Source organism: Gordonia sp. VNK21 (assembly GCF_046098115.1).
Classification (GTDB): domain Bacteria; phylum Actinomycetota; class Actinomycetes; order Mycobacteriales; family Mycobacteriaceae; genus Gordonia.
Genome location: NZ_JBJURU010000005.1, coordinates 146,466 through 161,918, shown reverse-complemented (window position 1 = coordinate 161,918; position 15,453 = coordinate 146,466). Strand labels below are relative to the sequence as shown.

The following is a 15,453-nucleotide window of genomic DNA, read 5'->3' as shown; positions in this document are numbered from 1 at the left end:
CGCTCCCCGAGCCGTAGGGCGCCTTACATCGCCTCTTTGACCCCGGCCCGGATCAGCCACCAGTTCACCGGATAGGCCGTACAGAATCCGGCGAGCATCGCCACCTGCATCGTCAGCCAGAACACCGGGGTGTCCACCGCCACCCGGTCGCCGAGCCAGGCCGGGAAGACCGCCAGCTGTGCCACGGCCATCGCCCCGTACATGCCGATCTGCCAGGCCGAGAGCGAGAGCACGTCGGCCTTGGCCGCGGCCGCCACATTGGCCGCGACGCCGCGCTGGGGGTTCATCGGTGCGATCGCGAAGAACTGGAAGGCGATGCCGATGATCAGGGCCACCACGTAGGCGATCACCCAGCCGGCGTACAGCTCGTCGCTGAACAGCCAGTGCAGGCCGCCGACGACGGCCACCGACGGCACCGCGAAGATCGTCCATTCGACGATCAGGTCGGCCAGCGAGCAGCCGGCGCCGCAGTGGCTGGTCCCCACGAAGACCGAGACCGGCCGGCTGTGCGGTCGTCCGGACAGGCCGAGCGCCGGGCGCATGTCCATACCCGGCATGTCCATACCGCCCATGTCCGAGCTGCTCATGTCCATGCCCGGCATGCCCGTACCGCTCGTGTCCGAGCTGCTCATCTTCATGCCCGGCATGTCCGTACCGCTCGTGTCCATACCGGACATGTCCATGCCACTCATGTCCTGCGCGTCGTCGGCGGCGGTCGGCCGTTGCGCGCGGCCCCACCAGAAGTAGGCGGCCGCCCAGAGCACGGAGCCGAAGAGCGCGCAGACGGGCCAGACGACGTTCATCACCCGCATCGGCTGCGGGTGGCGGGCGATGTCGGCGGCCACCAGCACGGCGCAGGCGACACCGAGCGCCAGCGAGATCGATGCGACGATCAGCAGCCAGCCGGGTATGTCGGAATTATGCAGCACAACTCAGCTGTACAGGGTGTCGACGTCGTCCGGCAGCAGAATGGCTGTGAGCCAGCCGACGACCGAGATGACCAGGGCCCCGAAGATCGCGGTCCACCAGAAGCGCTCCACCTCGAGCCCCCACGGGAAGACGTTCCGGGTCAGCCAGGAGGTGAGCTCGAGCATCAGCGCGTTGATGATGATGTGAATCAGGCCCAGGGTGAGGATGTAGAGCGGAATCGACAGGATCTGCACGATCGGCTTGACCACCGCGTTGACCAGGCCGAAGACCACGGCCACCAGGACGACGATGCCGCACTTGGCCCACCAGCTGTGCACGTCGCCGAAGTCGAAGTACAGACCGGGGACGATCAGCGTGGCGATCCACAGCGAGAAACCGGTGAGCAGGGTCCGGAGGACGAAGTCGCGCATGGACATCAGTCTGCCAGTACGGACGGCGCCGGACGGTACGACCCGCGCAGGAAGTCTCCGCGGCCGCCGGCGCCGACCCGCACCGCGGCTGATCTCGGCCTGCGCGCTCGCTGAGTTGGAGGCGGCGCGCTCCTCGCGTAGTATTGAACCTCGGTGCGTCGCAGGGATCCCGCATGCCCGCGACCGGTCACCTCGGTGATCGGTGTCGGTGGGACCGCTCGATGTGCCAACCGTAGCGGAAAATGAACGAATCCGACCGGGGACACGAGGTATCGCCTTCCCGGAGGAGAATCGCGGAGGACATGGCTAAGAAAGACGGAGCCATTGAGGTCGAGGGTCGCGTTGTCGAGCCTCTGCCCAATGCGATGTTCCGCATCGAGCTCGAGAACGGCCACAAGGTGCTGGCCCACATCAGCGGCAAGATGCGGCAGCACTACATCCGCATCCTGCCCGAGGATCGGGTGGTAGTGGAGCTCTCGCCCTACGACCTCGGTCGTGGACGGATCGTCTACCGCTACAAGTAAGCCCCTCCCGGGAATCGACCCGGGGAGACAAAAGGAGAAGCTGACGTGAAGGTCAAGCCGAGCGTCAAGCCGATCTGCGAGAAGTGCAAGGTGATCCGCCGTAACGGACGGGTCATGGTGATCTGCGAAAACCTGCGCCACAAGCAGCGTCAGGGCTGATCGTCGCCCTTCTCAAGGTCGCTTGAACAACTGAACACAGGCAGTACCCAAGGAACTCCCAGCACCAGCATCCGCAGACGCGCGGACGCCCACCCCCGGTTCAGAGGCCGGGGCCCGACGCCGAGTCGGGACGGACTGGGAGCAGACCTCTGAAAGATTAAGGAAACGCCACATGGCACGTGTTGCAGGTGTGGATCTTCCCCGCGAAAAGCGGCTGGAGATCGCACTCACCTACATCTACGGGGTGGGTCGCACCACCTCGAAGGAGATCCTCTCCGCCACCGGCCTCTCGCCGGATCTGCGCGCGAAGGATCTGACCGACGCAGACGTCGCGAAGCTGCGTGAGTACATCGAATCCTCGGTGAAGGTCGAAGGCGACCTGCGCCGTGAGGTGCAGGCCGACATCCGTCGCAAGATCGAGATCGGCTGCTACCAGGGTCTGCGCCACCGTCGTGGCCTGCCCGTTCACGGTCAGCGCACCAAGACCAATGCCCGCACTCGCAAGGGCCCGAAGAAGACCATCGCCGGGAAGAAGAAGTAATGCCTCCGAAGTCACGTAGCGCAGGCCCCAAGAAGGGCACTCGCCGTCGCGATAAGAAGAACGTTCCGCACGGCCACGCACACATCAAGTCGACGTTCAACAACACGATCATCTCGATCACCGATCCCGAGGGCAACGTGATCAGCTGGGCCTCGTCCGGCCACGTGGGCTTCAAGGGCTCGCGTAAGAGCACCCCGTTCGCCGCGCAGCTCGCTGCCGAGAACGCCGCTCGCAAGGCCGCCGAGAACGGCGTCAAGAAGGTCGACGTATTCGTCAAGGGACCGGGCTCGGGTCGTGAGACCGCCATCCGGTCGCTGCAGGCAGCCGGCCTCGAGGTCGGCACCATCTCCGACGTGACCCCGCAGCCGCACAACGGCTGCCGTCCGCCCAAGCGGCGCCGGGTCTAGCGGGAGAGGGAGGAAGAGAAACCATGGCTCGTTATACCGGCCCCGCAACCAAGAAGTCCCGTCGTCTCCGCGTCGATCTCATCGGTGGAGACCAGGCGTACGAGCGTCGCCCGTACCCGCCCGGCCAGCACGGCCGCGCGCGGATCAAGGAGACCGAGTACCTGCTGCAGCTGCAGGAGAAGCAGAAGGCCCGCTTCACTTACGGCGTGATGGAGAAGCAGTTCCGTCGCTACTACGAGGAAGCCAACCGTCGCCCCGGCAAGACCGGTGACGAACTGCTGAAGATCCTCGAGACCCGCCTCGACAACGTCGTGTACCGCGCCGGCCTGGCCCGGACCCGTCGTCAGGCCCGCCAGATGGTCAGCCACGGTCACTTCACCGTGAACGGCCAGCGCGTGGACGTCCCGAGCTTCCGGGTCAGCCAGTACGACATCATCGACGTCCGGCCGAAGTCGCTGCAGACCACCCCGTTCCAGATCGCCAAGGAGACCCTCGGCGACCGTCCGGTTCCGGCGTGGCTGCAGGTGGTTCCGTCGACCCTGCGCATCCTGGTGCACAACGTGCCCGAGCGCGCGCAGATCGAGGTCCCGCTGACCGAGCAGCTCATCGTCGAGTTCTACTCGAAGTAGTCCCCACCCAGCCAGCGCACGCTGTCTGGTCCACCTCGAGGCCGTCAAATAGCGGTCGGCCGAAGGAGAAGTCCACCACATGCTCATCTCACAGCGACCCACTCTGTCCGAAGAGGTCATCGCCGAGAACCGGTCCAAGTTCGTCATCGAACCGCTGGAGCCGGGCTTCGGTTACACCCTGGGCAACTCGCTGCGGCGCACGCTGCTGTCGTCCATTCCGGGCGCGGCGGTCACCAGCATCCGCATCGACGGTGTTCTGCACGAGTTCACCACCGTCCCCGGGGTCAAGGAGGATGTCACCGACATCATCCTGAACCTCAAGGGCCTCGTGGTCAGCTCCGAAGAGGACGAGCCGGTCACCATGTACGTCCGCAAGCAGGGCCCGGGTGCCGTCACCGGCGCCGACATCGTGCCGCCGGCCGGTGTCGCGGTGCACAACCCGGATCTGCACATCGCGACCCTCAACGACAAGGGCAAGCTCGAGATCGAGCTGGTCGTCGAGCGGGGCCGCGGCTACGTGCCGGCCGTGCAGAACAAGGCCACCGGCGCCGAGATCGGCCGTATCCCGGTCGACTCGATCTACTCGCCGGTCCTCAAGGTGACCTACAAGGTCGAGGCCACCCGTGTCGAGCAGCGCACCGACTTCGATCGGCTCGTGCTCGACGTGGAGACCAAGAACTCCATGACCGCGCGTGACGCCCTGGCGTCGGCCGGCAAGACCCTGGTCGAGCTCTTCGGCCTGGCTCGGGAGCTCAACGTCGAGGCCGAGGGCATCGAGATCGGGCCGTCGCCCGCCGAGGCCGACCACATCGCCGCCTTCAGCCTGCCGATCGAGGATCTGGAGCTGACGGTCCGTTCGTACAACTGCCTCAAGCGCGAAGGTGTGCACACCGTCGGCGAGCTGGTGGCGCGTACCGAGTCGGACCTGCTCGACATCCGCAACTTCGGCCAGAAGTCGATCGACGAGGTCAAGGTCAAGCTGCACGGCATGGGCCTGTCCCTCAAGGACAGCCCGGCCAGCTTCGACCCGTCGCAGGTCGCCGGTTACGACCCGGCCACCGGCACCTGGGCCGACGAGAGCGGTTACGACGCCGACGGTGGCGAGGACTTCGCCGAGACCGAACAGCTCTGAGCTGGAAGAACCATCACGACGCACCGGTCTTGACGGACAGGTGAGTCCCCTCTAGGAGAAGAAATGCCCAAGCCCACCAAGGGTGCCCGCCTCGGCGGGTCGGCCAGCCACCAGAAGGCGATCCTCGCCAATCTGGCCACGGCGCTGTTCGAGCACGGCCGAATCACCACCACCGAAGCCAAGGCCAAGCGGCTGCGTCCGTACGCCGAGAAGCTCATCACCCACGCGAAGGCCGGCCAGCTGGCCAACCGTCGTCAGGTGCTGAAGGACATCCGCGACCAGGACATCGTGCATGTGCTGTTCGCCGAGATCGGTCCGTCGTTCGCGGACCGCGACGGCGGCTACACCCGCATCATCAAGACGCTGCCGCGCAAGGGTGACAACGCCCCGATGGCCGTGATCGAGCTGGTGCGCGAGTCCACCGCGTCGTCGGAGGCCAGCCGGGCCACCCGCGCCGCCGCCTCCAAGAAGAAGGCTGCGGAGCAGAACCCGGTCGAGGCCGTCGAGGCCGAGGCCACCGAGGCTCAGGTGGAGAACGCCGAGGCCGTCTCGGAGGCCGTGGACGAGCAGTCGTCGGCCGCCACCGCGGTCGAGGCCGAAGCCGCCGGCGCCGACGTCGACGGCAGCGACGCCGAGGATGCCGACGAGAAGTAGTCGCATCCGTCATGTCTGACACCGCGGAACCCGCTGTCGCCCCCGGCGACGGCGGGTTCTGCCGTCTGCGCCTGCTGATCGGCTACGACGGCACCGACTTCTCCGGCTGGGCCACCCAGCCCGGCCGCCGCACCGTGTGCGAGACCCTCGAGACCACGCTGAGCACCATCATGCGGTCACCGGTGCGGCTCACCGTGGCCGGCCGCACCGACGCCGGAGTGCATGCCGGCGGGCAGGTGGCGCACTGCGATGTGCCGGCCGCCGCCCTGGACACCCGCTCGATCGGCGGCGACCCGTCACGGCTGGTCCGGCGGCTGGCCCGGATGCTTCCCGGCGACGTCCGGGTCAAGGCGGTCGACGCCGTCCCGGCGGAGTTCGACGCCCGCTTCTCGGCGCTGGCCCGCCGCTACGAATACCGGCTCGCCGACGCCGCCTGGGGGGCCGAGCCCACCCTCGCGCGCATCACCGCCGACTGGCCGCGCCCGCTCGACGTCGAGGCCATGAACGCGGCCGCGTCGCGGTTGCTGGGGCTGCACGACTTCGCCGCCTTCTGCCGCTACCGGGAGGGTTCGACCACCATCCGCGAGCTCCAGGAGTTCGTCTGGCGGCGCGACGAGAACGGGGTGCTGGTGGGCCGGGTGCGCGCGGACGCCTTCTGCTGGTCGATGGTGCGGTCCCTGGTCGGGGCGGTGGCCAGTGTGGGCGACGGACGACGCACCGAAGACTGGTGCGCGGCGCTACTCGACGAACGCAGCCGCAGTGCGAAGGTCCCCGTGGCCCAGGCCCGCGGACTGTCGTTGGCTCAGGTCTACTATCCGCCGCCCGAGCAGTGGGCGGCGCGCAACCGGCGCACGCGCGACGTGCGCCGCGCCCACGAGGTGGGCGGCCGGTCGGCTGGGGGCTGCTGCGGCGGCTGACCGTCGTTCACCGGCGGCGATAGCCGTGCGAGAGCTCGGTCAGCAGATCGGCCACCAGCGGATTGGGCGTGGCATCGGTGCGCAGCACCGCCGAGACGGTGAGGGTGAACTCGAGCCCGCGGCGGCAGGCGATGCCCGGAGACAGCGGGTCCTCGTACAGCAGGGTCCAGCTGTCCGGACGGTTGATCAGTTCGAACGCGGCCGGATAGCCGTCGCGCAGTTCCGGACCCCAGCAGACCGGCACCCCCGCCTGATCGAAGACCTTCTCCACCAGCCGATGCAGCAGTACCTGGTGGCCGGCGGGCGGCAGCAGCAGCGGATACTCGGCCAGCTGGGCCGGATCGGGGGTGCGCCCGGATCCGGCCAGGGGATGGCGGGCCGCGAAGGCGATCACCGGCTGCTCCACCCAGAGCGGATCCAGGTACACCCCGTCGTGCTCGACCGGGCCGCGCACCAGCGCCAGATCGGCCTCGCCGTCGGCGACCGCCGCCACCCGCTGGGCGAAGGGTTTGATCGAGAAGTCGATCTCGGCCTCGTCGTGCCGCTCGCGGACGGCCGCGACCGCCGCGAGCGCCGCACGGGCGAAGGACATGTTGGCGGCGATCCGCACCCGGTCGGGCTGCGGGGCGAAGGCGGCGACCGCCTCGTCGCGCAGGGTGAGCAGTTCGCGGGCCCGGGGGAGCAGGGTCTGCCCCGCCTCGGTGAGCCGCACCGCGCGGTTGCTGCGATCGAACAGCTCGGCGCCCAGCTCGCGTTCGAGGGCAGCGATCTGATGGCTGACCGCCGACTGGGAGACGAAGCAGCGCTGGGCGGCACGAGCGAAACCGCCGGTCTCGGCGATGGCTGCGAAATACTCCAGCTGACGGAACTCCATTCCCTCATCATATGAGCAAAACAGATCGTTCCTATGTTCAGAACAGTTCTGAACAGGTTGAAGTGCGCTGATCCATTCACCAAAGTGGAAGTATCGCAACGACGCGGAGAGGAACGGCGCTTATGGAGACCACGGCGGCAGTCGTCATCGGATCAGGCTTCGGCGGTCTGGCCGCCGCCAAACGGCTGGCGCGCTCGGGGGTGACCACCACGCTCATCTCGGCCACCGACGAGCACCTCTTCCAGCCGCTGCTCTACCAGGTGGCCACCGGTGTGCTGCCCGGCTCCGACATCGCCCCGCCGATCGCCGCGGTGCTCTCCGGCAAGAAGAGCGTCGACGTGGTCCGCGGCTATGTGACCGCCGTCGACGCCGAGGCCAAGGTGGTCACCTACCGCACCCCGGAGGGCGATCGCCAGATCCAGTACGGCTCGCTCATCGTCGCCGCCGGTGCCCGCCAGGGGTACTTCGGCCACGACGAATGGGCGCAGCGCACCTTCTCGCTCAAAACCCTCGACGACGCCGTCACGCTGCGCCGTCACCTGCACGACTGCTTCACCGGCGACCCGGCCGACGAGGCCGCGCACCGCTTCGTGGTCGTCGGCGCCGGGGCCACCGGGGTCGAACTCGCCGGCCAGATCGCCGAACTCGGCGCCCGGCACTTCACCGATGTCGAGCCGGACGTCTACCTGGTGGAGGGCGCCGGCGACGTGCTGCCCGTGTACGGCGGAGCCCTCTCGGACTTCACCCGCACCACCCTGGAGAAGGCCGGTGTCCAGGTGCTCACCGGCACCATGGTCACCGACATCGACGACGCCGGCCGGGTGAGGGTGCGCGATGCCGACGGACGGGAGCAGACCATCACCGCGGCGACGGTCGTCTGGTCGGCCGGCGTGCAGGCCACCGGCCTGGCGAAGGTGATCGCCGAGGCCACCGGCTGCCGCACCGACCGCGCCGGACGGCTGCTGATCAACCCGGATCTGACCGCCGGCAGCCGCGACGATGTCTTCGCGATCGGCGACATGACCAGCCTGAACGGCTACCCGGGACAGAGCCCGGTGGCCATGCAGCAGGGCCGGCACGCGGCCGACATCGTCCGTGGGAAGACGAAGCCGGGCACCGCCTTCGTCTACCGCGACAAGGGCAGCATGGCGGTGGTCAACCGGCACAACGCCGTCGTCGACGCCCCCGGCGGCGTCCGCCTCACGGGACTGCCCGGCTGGTTCACCTGGCTGGCCGTGCACCTGTTCTATCTGGTGGGATTCCGCAACCGGTTCGTCGCCGTCGCCTCCTGGTTCAAGGCCTTCGCCGGCCGACAGCGTCCGGGCTTCGACGGCCTCGACGCCCGGCCCGGCGCGGCACCGGCGGAACCGTCACTTGCGGATCGGCCGGCGGAGCAGCCCTCAGCAGAGCAGCCGTCGGCAGAGCGTTCTTCTGCAGAGCATCCTTCAGGGGAGGATCGGTCGGGGGAGCCGCGGCGGGCGCACCCGGTCAGCTGACGCTGCGCTCGTCCTCCATGGCCTCGAGGACCTCTTCGATGAGCTGATCGTCGCCGACGATGTCGTCGAGGCGCCGGCCGGCGCACATCAGCTCACGCCAGCTCACCGGATCGAAGTCCACCGGGTCGGTGCTCGCGATGAAGGTGAGGACGTCGTCGACGAACCGGTCCGGATCGTCGTGGAACGGGAAATGCCCCGCGCCGGAATAGATCTCGACCTGTGCATGCGGGATGGCCGCGCCCGCGATCTGCGCGTGATGCACCGGGATGACGGTGTCCTTGGACCCCCAGACGATGAGCATCGGCAGCCACTGGGTGAGGTGGGCGCGGTCGACCATGGTGATCGACTGGCCGCGCCAGTCCACCACCGCACGCAGGGTGCGGACGAAGGCGGCCTGCGAACCCGGCTGGGCCAGGTCGCTGAGCACCCGTAGCAGATCCTCATGGTCGGTCATCAGCTGCTTGGGGGAGAGCCGGGCGGGCAGACCCGGCGCGGACTCCATGGTCGACAGGGTGCCCGAGAGGGCGCGCAGCGCCGGCAGCACGCCGGGCACCCGCAGGGTCTGCAGCAGTGCGGGGGCGCCGGGCAGGGTGGCCAGCCGCAGGGCCGGATTCACCTCGCGGGTCACGCCGCCGGCGGCGACCAGCACCAGCCGCTCGGCGAAGCGCGGGAACTGGTAACAGAACTGCATGGCCACCCCGCCGCCGAGGGAATGCCCCACGACGGTGACCTTGGGGATGCCCAGCACCACCAGCAGGTCGCGCATGCCGTTGGCGAAGGCCGCCACCGAGTAGTCGGCGCGCGGTTTGTCGGACAGTCCGTGCCCGAGCAGGTCGGGGGCGATGACCGTATGCGTGCGGGCGAGCCGGGCGATCACCGGATCCCAGGTCGACGAATTGTCACCGATCCCGTGCAGCAACAGGATCGCCGGGCCGCTGCCGGCGATCCGGAAGGCACGGCGGTAGCCGTGCACGGTGCGGTACTCGATTCGCACCGGAGGCAGCGCCGAGTTCGACTCGGTCATGGTTCCTCCCGCGAGGGTGTGTCCGCGCGGCGGCTACCGCGCGTTCACCACTCATTCAACCGCAGGCCGGTTGATCGCGCGCGGCGAGGGGTGGAACGGGTTCTATATGCCGCCGGTGCTCACCGCCCGGGCTGCCCGCGCTCGAACGGCGGGCGGCGGCGCAGCGAGGTGCCGCCGAAGTCGTCGGCGAGGGTGGCCGCCAGCTCGACCAGACTGCGCCGGGTGCGCCGATGCAGCAGATCCAGGTCCAGTTCGGCGCCCTCGGCCAGGTGGTCGTCGAAGCCGATCCGGTGCACCGCCCGGCAGCGGGCCAGGAAGTGCTGCGTCAGCTGGTCGACGTCGATACCCGACGATCCCGGCCGGGCCGAGGACAGCACCACCACACAGCGGGAGATCAGGTGGCCGAAACCGTGCCCGGCGAGCCAGTCCAGGGTGGCTCCGGCGCTGCGCGCCCCGTCCAGCGCCGGCGAGCTGACCAGGACCACCGCGTCGGCCAGGTCCAGGACGCCGCGCATCGCCGAATGGCTCATCCCGGTCCCGCAGTCGGTCAGGATGATGTTGTAGTAACGGGCCAGGATCGCGAGCACCCCGCGGTACTCGTCCTCGGAGAAGGCCTCGGCCGCGGCCGGATCGCGTTCGGAGGCCAGGACCTCGAGCCGGCTCGGAGCCTGCGAAGTGTGGGCGCGCACGTCCGAGTAGCGGTGGATCTGCGGGTCGGCGAGCAGGTCGCGCACCGTGGATCCGGTCTGCTGCGGCACCCGCTGCGCCAGGGTGCCCAGGTCGGGGTTGGCGTCCACGGCGATCACCCGGTCGCCGCGGAGGCCGGCCAGGGTGGCGCCCAGACCCACCACGGTGGTGGTCTTGCCGACGCCGCCCTTGAGGGAGAGCACCGCGATCCGGTAGTCGCCGCGGACCGGCCGGCGCAGCCGTTCGAGCAGGTCCTGATACTCCAGCTCGGACGGCGACTGGCCCGGATTGACCAGCCCCGCCGAGAGGGTGTGCACGGCCCGCCGCCAGCCGCCGGCCGGTGCCCGGCGGGACTTGCGGAGCACCGCGACGTCGTCGAGCGCCGGCCCGCGGGCCGGACCCTGGTGGGCTCCGGCCTGCGACATCGGTGCGGGCCCGGGCGGAGGCATCTGCGGCGGCGTGGGCGGAAGCATCGGCGGAGGTGCGGGTGCGCCGGTGGGCGTCGGCGCCGGACGCGGCGGGCCCGGCGCGATGCCCGGCGCCGAGGCGGGGACCGGCGGCGGCACACCGATCCCCGACAGGTCGATCGACGGTGCCGTTCCGCTGTGCGCTGCCGGCTGCAGCCACGGTGCCAGTGTGTCGTCGGTTCCGGTCATGACAGTTCCCCTCGTCTGCGATGGCGGCCCACTCCGGCGCCGGGCCGTCACGCTACGGGTGCCGGGCGGCGAACCGCCCGGGATGACGGCGATGGAACCCGGGCGGCGGCCGGCGCGTCCAACACCGACGGGCCTTCGGCCGCCGCGCGCCGCGCCGCCGATCCGGATGGAACCGAAACGGCCGGCGCTGCGTCTAATTCGCATGACCATCGCTGACTCCGCCGGCCCGCCCGGCACCGATCACGGCCGGCTGTTCCCCGCCTCCGCACGGGACGGCTCCATCGCGCTGGCGGTCACCGCCGACGGGCTGCCGGTGACCTTGTCGATCTCACCCGGGCAACTCGCGGCGAGCCCGGAACGGCTCGCCGAACGGATCGTCGCGCTGTGCGCGGTGGCCCGGGCCGGGGCCGGCCTGCATGCCCGCGCCGCGCTCATCGAGTCCGGGGCCGGCCCGGAGGTCACGGCTGCTCTCGGACTGACCGGCAGAGAGGATCTGGTCCGGCTCGAGGCGGACGCGGACCGGCTGTGGGAGCAGGACGGGGGAGTCCGGTGACGGTCACCGCGGCCGCGGCGCCGACGGCCGGACCGGTGCGTGCGGGGGCGGCGCGATGACCGCCGAACTCGACGCGGTGCTCTGCCGCGCCAGGGACCGGCTCGACGCACTGCAGCACGCCCGCGAGCAGCTCGCCGCCGCACGTGAGACCGGCGAGGGCGACGACGGCCGGGTGCAGGCCGTCGTCGACGCCGGCGGCGGGCTGGTCGGACTGCGGCTCGCACCCGGTGCGGGCGGCGGCGATGCGGACCGGCTGGCGCAGGCCGTACTGGCGGCCGCCGGCGGTGCCGCCGCCGCGATGGCGGTCCGCCGCACAGCAGTGCTGACCGAATTGCAGGAAGCCCTCGGCGCCGACACCGCCGACGGGACGTCGCCCGGGCCGGCCGGCCCGGACCACATCGAGGAATGGGGATCACGATGACGAATGTGACGGTGGCGCCCGATGCGCTCGCCGCCCTCGCAGCCGCCGAAGACGGCTTGGCGGCGGCCACGGCGACCGCAGGCACCCTGGATCTCGCCGCCCAGGGCGCGGTGCTGGTGGGCGCGTTCGGCCTGATCGGCCAGGAGTTCCTGGCCGCCTTCACCGCCGCCCAGGCCAACCATCTGGCGGCGGTGGCCCAACTCGCCGCCGTCCATGCCGGGACGTCCGCGGCCACCACCGCGGGCCTGGCCGGATTCACGGCCGCCGACACCGCCGGTGCGGCCGGGATGGGGTCCCGGTGAACGCGCTCGCGCCGGCCGCCGGGGAGGCGACCTTCGGCGAGTTGCTCGCCCCCACCGGCCTGCCCGCGCTCCTCGACACGACGCCGGGTCAACTGCTGGCCGACCTCGGCGGCCGGGTGCCGGACCTGCTGCCCGACCTCGGCGCGGTGACACCAGAGGTCGACCTGTCCGGTCTCGCCGCAGCGCTCGACCCGACCGGCCTGCTCGCGCCGCTGACCGGTCTGCTCCGGGTCTTCGGCACCGGTACGGCCGGCGGAACCGGCATCCCCGGTGACGCCGGCGCAGGCCAGGATCCGGTGGCGGCCCTCACCGGGCTGGCGCAGACGCTGCAGACCGGGATGGGCGTGGCATCGAGTGCGCTGCGCGCCGTCGACGGACTGTGGACCGGCGACGCGGCGGGAGCCGCCGCCACCCGGTCGGCGGCGACCGCGGCCGACACCGCCGCGGTCGCCGCTCAGGGCACCGCGCTGAGCGCGGGCCTGCAGGGCGCCCTGGGGATCGTCGCCACCGGCCTGGCCCAGGTGCAGGGGATCGTGGTGGCCACCGCCGGGAAACTGGCGGCCACCCTGCCCGTGATCGGCACTCCGCCCGGACAGCTCGCCGCGCTGGGCATCGCCGCCGAGGGGCTCGCCGAGGGCATCGCGGCGGTCAGCGCCACCCACGCACAGCTGGCCGCGCCGACCGCCGAGGTCGCCGCGCAGGGCAGTCCGGTCCCGGTGGCCGCCGCACCGAACACCGGCTCGCCGCTGGCACTGACCGCCGACCTGCTCGACGGCGCGGCCCCGCTGGTCGGGACCGCGGCCCAGCTGGCCGGTGCTCTGCTGGGCGGCGCCGGGGGAGCGGCCGGCGCCTCGACCACGCCGGGCGGGCCGTCGGACCCCGTGCCCGGAAGCACCCTGCCCGGAAGCACCGTGACCGGGAACGCCGTCCCGGTGAGCACCGTGGCGGACAGGGCCGTGCCCGGCGCGGTGCCCGCCGGGAGCGCACCGTCGGACACCGCCACCGGCGACCGTCCGGTCACCGTCCGCCCGGCGGCGCTCAGCCCGGCCGGGCTCACCCCGGCCACGGCGCAGCCCGCCGCGCCGGGGCCCGAGCCGGTGGTGACGCTCGGCGACCGGCCGGCGAGCACCGAACCGCTGCTCGCGGCCCGCGGTGAGGACGCGCCCGGCTGGACCGAGTCGTCCGGGCTCGCGGAGACCGCAGGCCCGGCGGCCACACAACCGTGGGAGCGGCAGGTCTGACGGCCGCCGTCACCGACGACCCGGGCGCGACCGCGTCCGGGGCACACCACACCTCGAGGGGGAAGAAGTGAAACAGCTGAATCTGGATGTGGCGGCCGGGCAGGCCAGCGCCGCATCCATCAAAGGAGTGGTCGCCGACATGCGGGAGGTGATCGGCCGCATCAAGACCAGCTCGGTGCAGGGGCTGTCGGCCTGGACCGGCGCCGCCGCGTCCTCGTTCGACGCCACCCACACCGACTGGCACGCCGTGGCCGTGCGGCTCGAGCAGGCGCTCGGCGACATCGAGAACAAACTGACCGTCGGCTTCCGCGGCTACGACGACGAGGACGCGGTGGCCGCCGCCACCATCACCGGCTCGGCCGGAGCCGACGGCTGACGGCACCGGGCGGGCCCGGCTCCGCCGGTGGCGCCGCCCGCAGCGGTGCACCGGCACGGTGCGCCGGCGCGATGAACCACACCACACGATGAAAGGCATGACGCGATGAACGGCGTGATCCGATACGACTTCGACGGCCTGGGCGCCCTGTCCGGCGACCTCAAAGCCCAATTCTCCCGGCTCGAAGAGCTGGCCGGCAGCCTGCGCAGGCAGGTCACCGCACTCGCCGCCAACTGGGAGTCCGGCGGCGCGGCCGCCTACCAGGAGGCGCAGGACCACTGGGACAAGCTCTTCTTCGACGCCCGGACGCGGCTCGACGGGCTCGGTACCGGAGTGGCCAAGGCCTCGAACCGGATGTTCGAGACCGACCACCAGGTGGGACGCACCTTCGGGGTCTGAACCGGCCGGACCGGACCGGGTGCGGCGGCGCCGAACCGCCCTGCACCCGGTCCGGCCCGTGCGGGCATTACGCTGGATCCGCCGCACCACCGGTGCGGCCCCATCCGCCCGCACGGGCCGAGCGATCAGGAGTGGCCGATGTCTGCCGAAGGATCCACGAGGGCGATCATCGCGGCGCTGGCGGCGAACGCAGGCATCGCCGTCGCCAAATTCGTCGGCTTCGCCATCACCGGCTCGTCGTCGATGCTCGCCGAGGGCGTTCACTCGGTGGCCGACACCTCCAACCAGGGCCTGCTGCTGCTGGGCCAGAAGCGCGCCGGCCAGGCCGCCGACCGGCTGCACCCGTTCGGGTACGGCCGGGCGCGATACTTCTACTCCTTCGTCGTGGCACTGGTGATCTTCTCGCTCGGCTCCCTCTTCGCGCTCTACGAGGGCATCCACAAGATCCAGCACTCCCACGATCACGAACTCGAATCCCCGTACGTGGCGATCGCGATCCTGCTGGTGGCCATCGCCCTCGAGGGCTACAGCTTCAACACCGCGCGGAAGGAGTCGGCACCGCTCAAGGGCGACAGCTCCTGGTGGTCGTTCATCCGCACCTCCCGCAACCCGGAACTGCCCGTCGTGCTGCTCGAAGACAGCGGCGCGCTGATCGGTCTGGTGCTCGCCCTCGGCGGCGTCGGCCTGTCGATGGCCACCGGCGACGCCGTCTGGGACGGCATCGGCACCGTCTGCATCGGTGCGCTGCTGGGCATCATCGCGATCGTGCTGATGAGGGAGATGAAGAGCCTGCTGATCGGCGAGGGCGCCACCGAAGCCGAGGAGGCCGCCATCGTCGCCGCACTGCCCGGTGACGGCGTGGTCCGGGTCATCCACTACAAGACCCAGTACCTCGGTCCCGACGAGCTGATGCTGGCCGCCAAGATCGCCATCGAACCCGGCTCGTCCGCGCAGGCGATCGCCCGCGCCATCGACGGCGCCGAAGCCCGGGTCCGGGCCGCGGTCCCGCACACGCGGGTCATCTACCTCGAGCCAGACATCGACCGGACCGGCGCATCGTCGACCTGATCGGGGCGCCGGCGTGACGCGCCGCGCCCGCCGGGGAAACGTCAGCGGGTGAC

Annotated in this window: 21 protein-coding genes; 16 read left to right on the top strand and 5 right to left on the bottom strand. The window is 70.8% G+C overall.

Features of this window, described 5'->3' with window-relative positions; all coding sequences use genetic code 11:
* Positions 1–23: 23 nt before the first annotated feature.
* Together ACJMNC_RS07615 and ACJMNC_RS07610 are read right to left on the bottom strand one after the other, a co-directional pair.
* Positions 24–929 (bottom strand): DUF4396 domain-containing protein, encoded by a 906-nt coding sequence (locus tag ACJMNC_RS07615; protein WP_408947338.1) that lies wholly within the window; start codon positions 927–929, stop codon positions 24–26.
* A 3-nt stretch (positions 930–932) separates the two neighbouring features.
* Entirely contained in the window at positions 933–1,340 is a 408-nt protein-coding gene (locus ACJMNC_RS07610) for a phage holin family protein (protein WP_408947337.1), read from the bottom strand.
* Positions 1,341–1,642: 302 nt separating this feature from the next.
* Here ACJMNC_RS07610 and infA point away from each other — a divergent pair, with 302 nt between their 5' ends.
* From infA to truA, 8 genes are all read left to right on the top strand, one after another.
* Positions 1,643–1,864, top strand: a complete 222-nt coding sequence (gene infA / locus ACJMNC_RS07605; protein ID WP_005187701.1) for a translation initiation factor IF-1 — start codon at positions 1,643–1,645, stop codon at positions 1,862–1,864.
* Between the two features lie 45 nt (positions 1,865–1,909).
* The gene (gene rpmJ, locus ACJMNC_RS07600) at positions 1,910–2,023 is read left to right on the top strand and encodes a 50S ribosomal protein L36 (protein WP_026917227.1); all 114 of its coding nucleotides are present in this window, start codon (positions 1,910–1,912) and stop codon (positions 2,021–2,023) included.
* 172 nt (positions 2,024–2,195) lie between these two features.
* Entirely contained in the window at positions 2,196–2,564 is a 369-nt protein-coding gene (rpsM, locus tag ACJMNC_RS07595) for a 30S ribosomal protein S13 (RefSeq protein WP_408947336.1), read from the top strand.
* The gene (gene rpsK / locus ACJMNC_RS07590; RefSeq protein ID WP_408947335.1) at positions 2,564–2,971 is read left to right on the top strand and encodes a 30S ribosomal protein S11; all 408 of its coding nucleotides are present in this window, start codon (positions 2,564–2,566) and stop codon (positions 2,969–2,971) included. Before rpsM ends, rpsK begins: the two co-directional genes overlap by 1 nt.
* Positions 2,972–2,994: 23 nt before the next feature.
* Entirely contained in the window at positions 2,995–3,600 is a 606-nt protein-coding gene (rpsD, locus tag ACJMNC_RS07585) for a 30S ribosomal protein S4 (RefSeq protein ID WP_408947334.1), read from the top strand.
* Between the two features lie 79 nt (positions 3,601–3,679).
* A complete protein-coding gene (locus ACJMNC_RS07580; RefSeq protein WP_408947333.1) occupies positions 3,680–4,732 on the top strand; it encodes a DNA-directed RNA polymerase subunit alpha in 1,053 nt (350 codons plus the stop codon).
* Positions 4,733–4,795: 63 nt separating this feature from the next.
* Positions 4,796–5,386, top strand: coding sequence for a 50S ribosomal protein L17 (gene rplQ, locus ACJMNC_RS07575; protein ID WP_408947332.1), 591 nt, complete (start codon positions 4,796–4,798; stop codon positions 5,384–5,386).
* Positions 5,387–5,397: 11 nt separating this feature from the next.
* Positions 5,398–6,303 carry a tRNA pseudouridine(38-40) synthase TruA gene (truA, locus tag ACJMNC_RS07570; RefSeq protein WP_408947331.1) on the top strand — a complete coding sequence of 302 codons (906 nt, stop codon included), beginning with the start codon at positions 5,398–5,400 and terminating at the stop codon, positions 6,301–6,303.
* Between the two features lie 7 nt (positions 6,304–6,310).
* Here truA and ACJMNC_RS07565 read toward each other — a convergent pair whose 3' ends face one another.
* Positions 6,311–7,177, bottom strand: a complete 867-nt coding sequence (locus tag ACJMNC_RS07565) for a LysR family transcriptional regulator (protein WP_408947330.1) — start codon at positions 7,175–7,177, stop codon at positions 6,311–6,313.
* 122 nt (positions 7,178–7,299) lie between these two features.
* On the opposite strand from ACJMNC_RS07565, the gene ACJMNC_RS07560 reads away from it, so the two are divergent.
* A complete protein-coding gene (locus ACJMNC_RS07560) occupies positions 7,300–8,673 on the top strand; it encodes an NAD(P)/FAD-dependent oxidoreductase (RefSeq protein WP_408947329.1) in 1,374 nt (457 codons plus the stop codon).
* On the opposite strand, the gene ACJMNC_RS07555 is transcribed toward ACJMNC_RS07560, so the two are convergent.
* Entirely contained in the window at positions 8,666–9,697 is a 1,032-nt protein-coding gene (locus ACJMNC_RS07555; RefSeq protein ID WP_408947328.1) for an alpha/beta fold hydrolase, read from the bottom strand. The two genes, ACJMNC_RS07560 and ACJMNC_RS07555, sit on opposite strands and share 8 nt — an antisense overlap.
* Positions 9,698–9,816: 119 nt before the next feature.
* Positions 9,817–11,250, bottom strand: coding sequence for a MinD/ParA family protein (locus ACJMNC_RS07550; protein WP_408947327.1), 1,434 nt, complete (start codon positions 11,248–11,250; stop codon positions 9,817–9,819).
* On the opposite strand from ACJMNC_RS07550, the gene ACJMNC_RS07545 reads away from it, so the two are divergent.
* The 7 genes from ACJMNC_RS07545 (at position 11,243) to ACJMNC_RS07515 (ending at position 15,400) form a co-directional block, all read left to right on the top strand.
* A complete protein-coding gene (locus ACJMNC_RS07545; RefSeq protein WP_408947326.1) occupies positions 11,243–11,593 on the top strand; it encodes a hypothetical protein in 351 nt (116 codons plus the stop codon). The two genes, ACJMNC_RS07550 and ACJMNC_RS07545, sit on opposite strands and share 8 nt — an antisense overlap.
* A gap of 55 nt (positions 11,594–11,648) precedes the next feature.
* Complete coding sequence (locus tag ACJMNC_RS07540; RefSeq protein ID WP_408947325.1) at positions 11,649–12,014, top strand: YbaB/EbfC family nucleoid-associated protein; 366 nt, start codon at positions 11,649–11,651, stop codon at positions 12,012–12,014.
* Positions 12,011–12,316, top strand: coding sequence for a type VII secretion target (locus ACJMNC_RS07535; protein ID WP_408947324.1), 306 nt, complete (start codon positions 12,011–12,013; stop codon positions 12,314–12,316). Before ACJMNC_RS07540 ends, ACJMNC_RS07535 begins: the two co-directional genes overlap by 4 nt.
* The gene (locus ACJMNC_RS07530; RefSeq protein WP_408947323.1) at positions 12,313–13,557 is read left to right on the top strand and encodes a hypothetical protein; all 1,245 of its coding nucleotides are present in this window, start codon (positions 12,313–12,315) and stop codon (positions 13,555–13,557) included. Before ACJMNC_RS07535 ends, ACJMNC_RS07530 begins: the two co-directional genes overlap by 4 nt.
* 67 nt (positions 13,558–13,624) lie before the next feature.
* Complete coding sequence (locus ACJMNC_RS07525; protein ID WP_408947322.1) at positions 13,625–13,933, top strand: WXG100 family type VII secretion target; 309 nt, start codon at positions 13,625–13,627, stop codon at positions 13,931–13,933.
* A 105-nt stretch (positions 13,934–14,038) separates the two neighbouring features.
* The gene (locus ACJMNC_RS07520; RefSeq protein WP_408947321.1) at positions 14,039–14,332 is read left to right on the top strand and encodes a WXG100 family type VII secretion target; all 294 of its coding nucleotides are present in this window, start codon (positions 14,039–14,041) and stop codon (positions 14,330–14,332) included.
* Between the two features lie 138 nt (positions 14,333–14,470).
* Complete coding sequence (locus ACJMNC_RS07515; protein WP_408947320.1) at positions 14,471–15,400, top strand: cation diffusion facilitator family transporter; 930 nt, start codon at positions 14,471–14,473, stop codon at positions 15,398–15,400.
* The last annotated feature ends 53 nt before the right edge of the window (positions 15,401–15,453 follow it).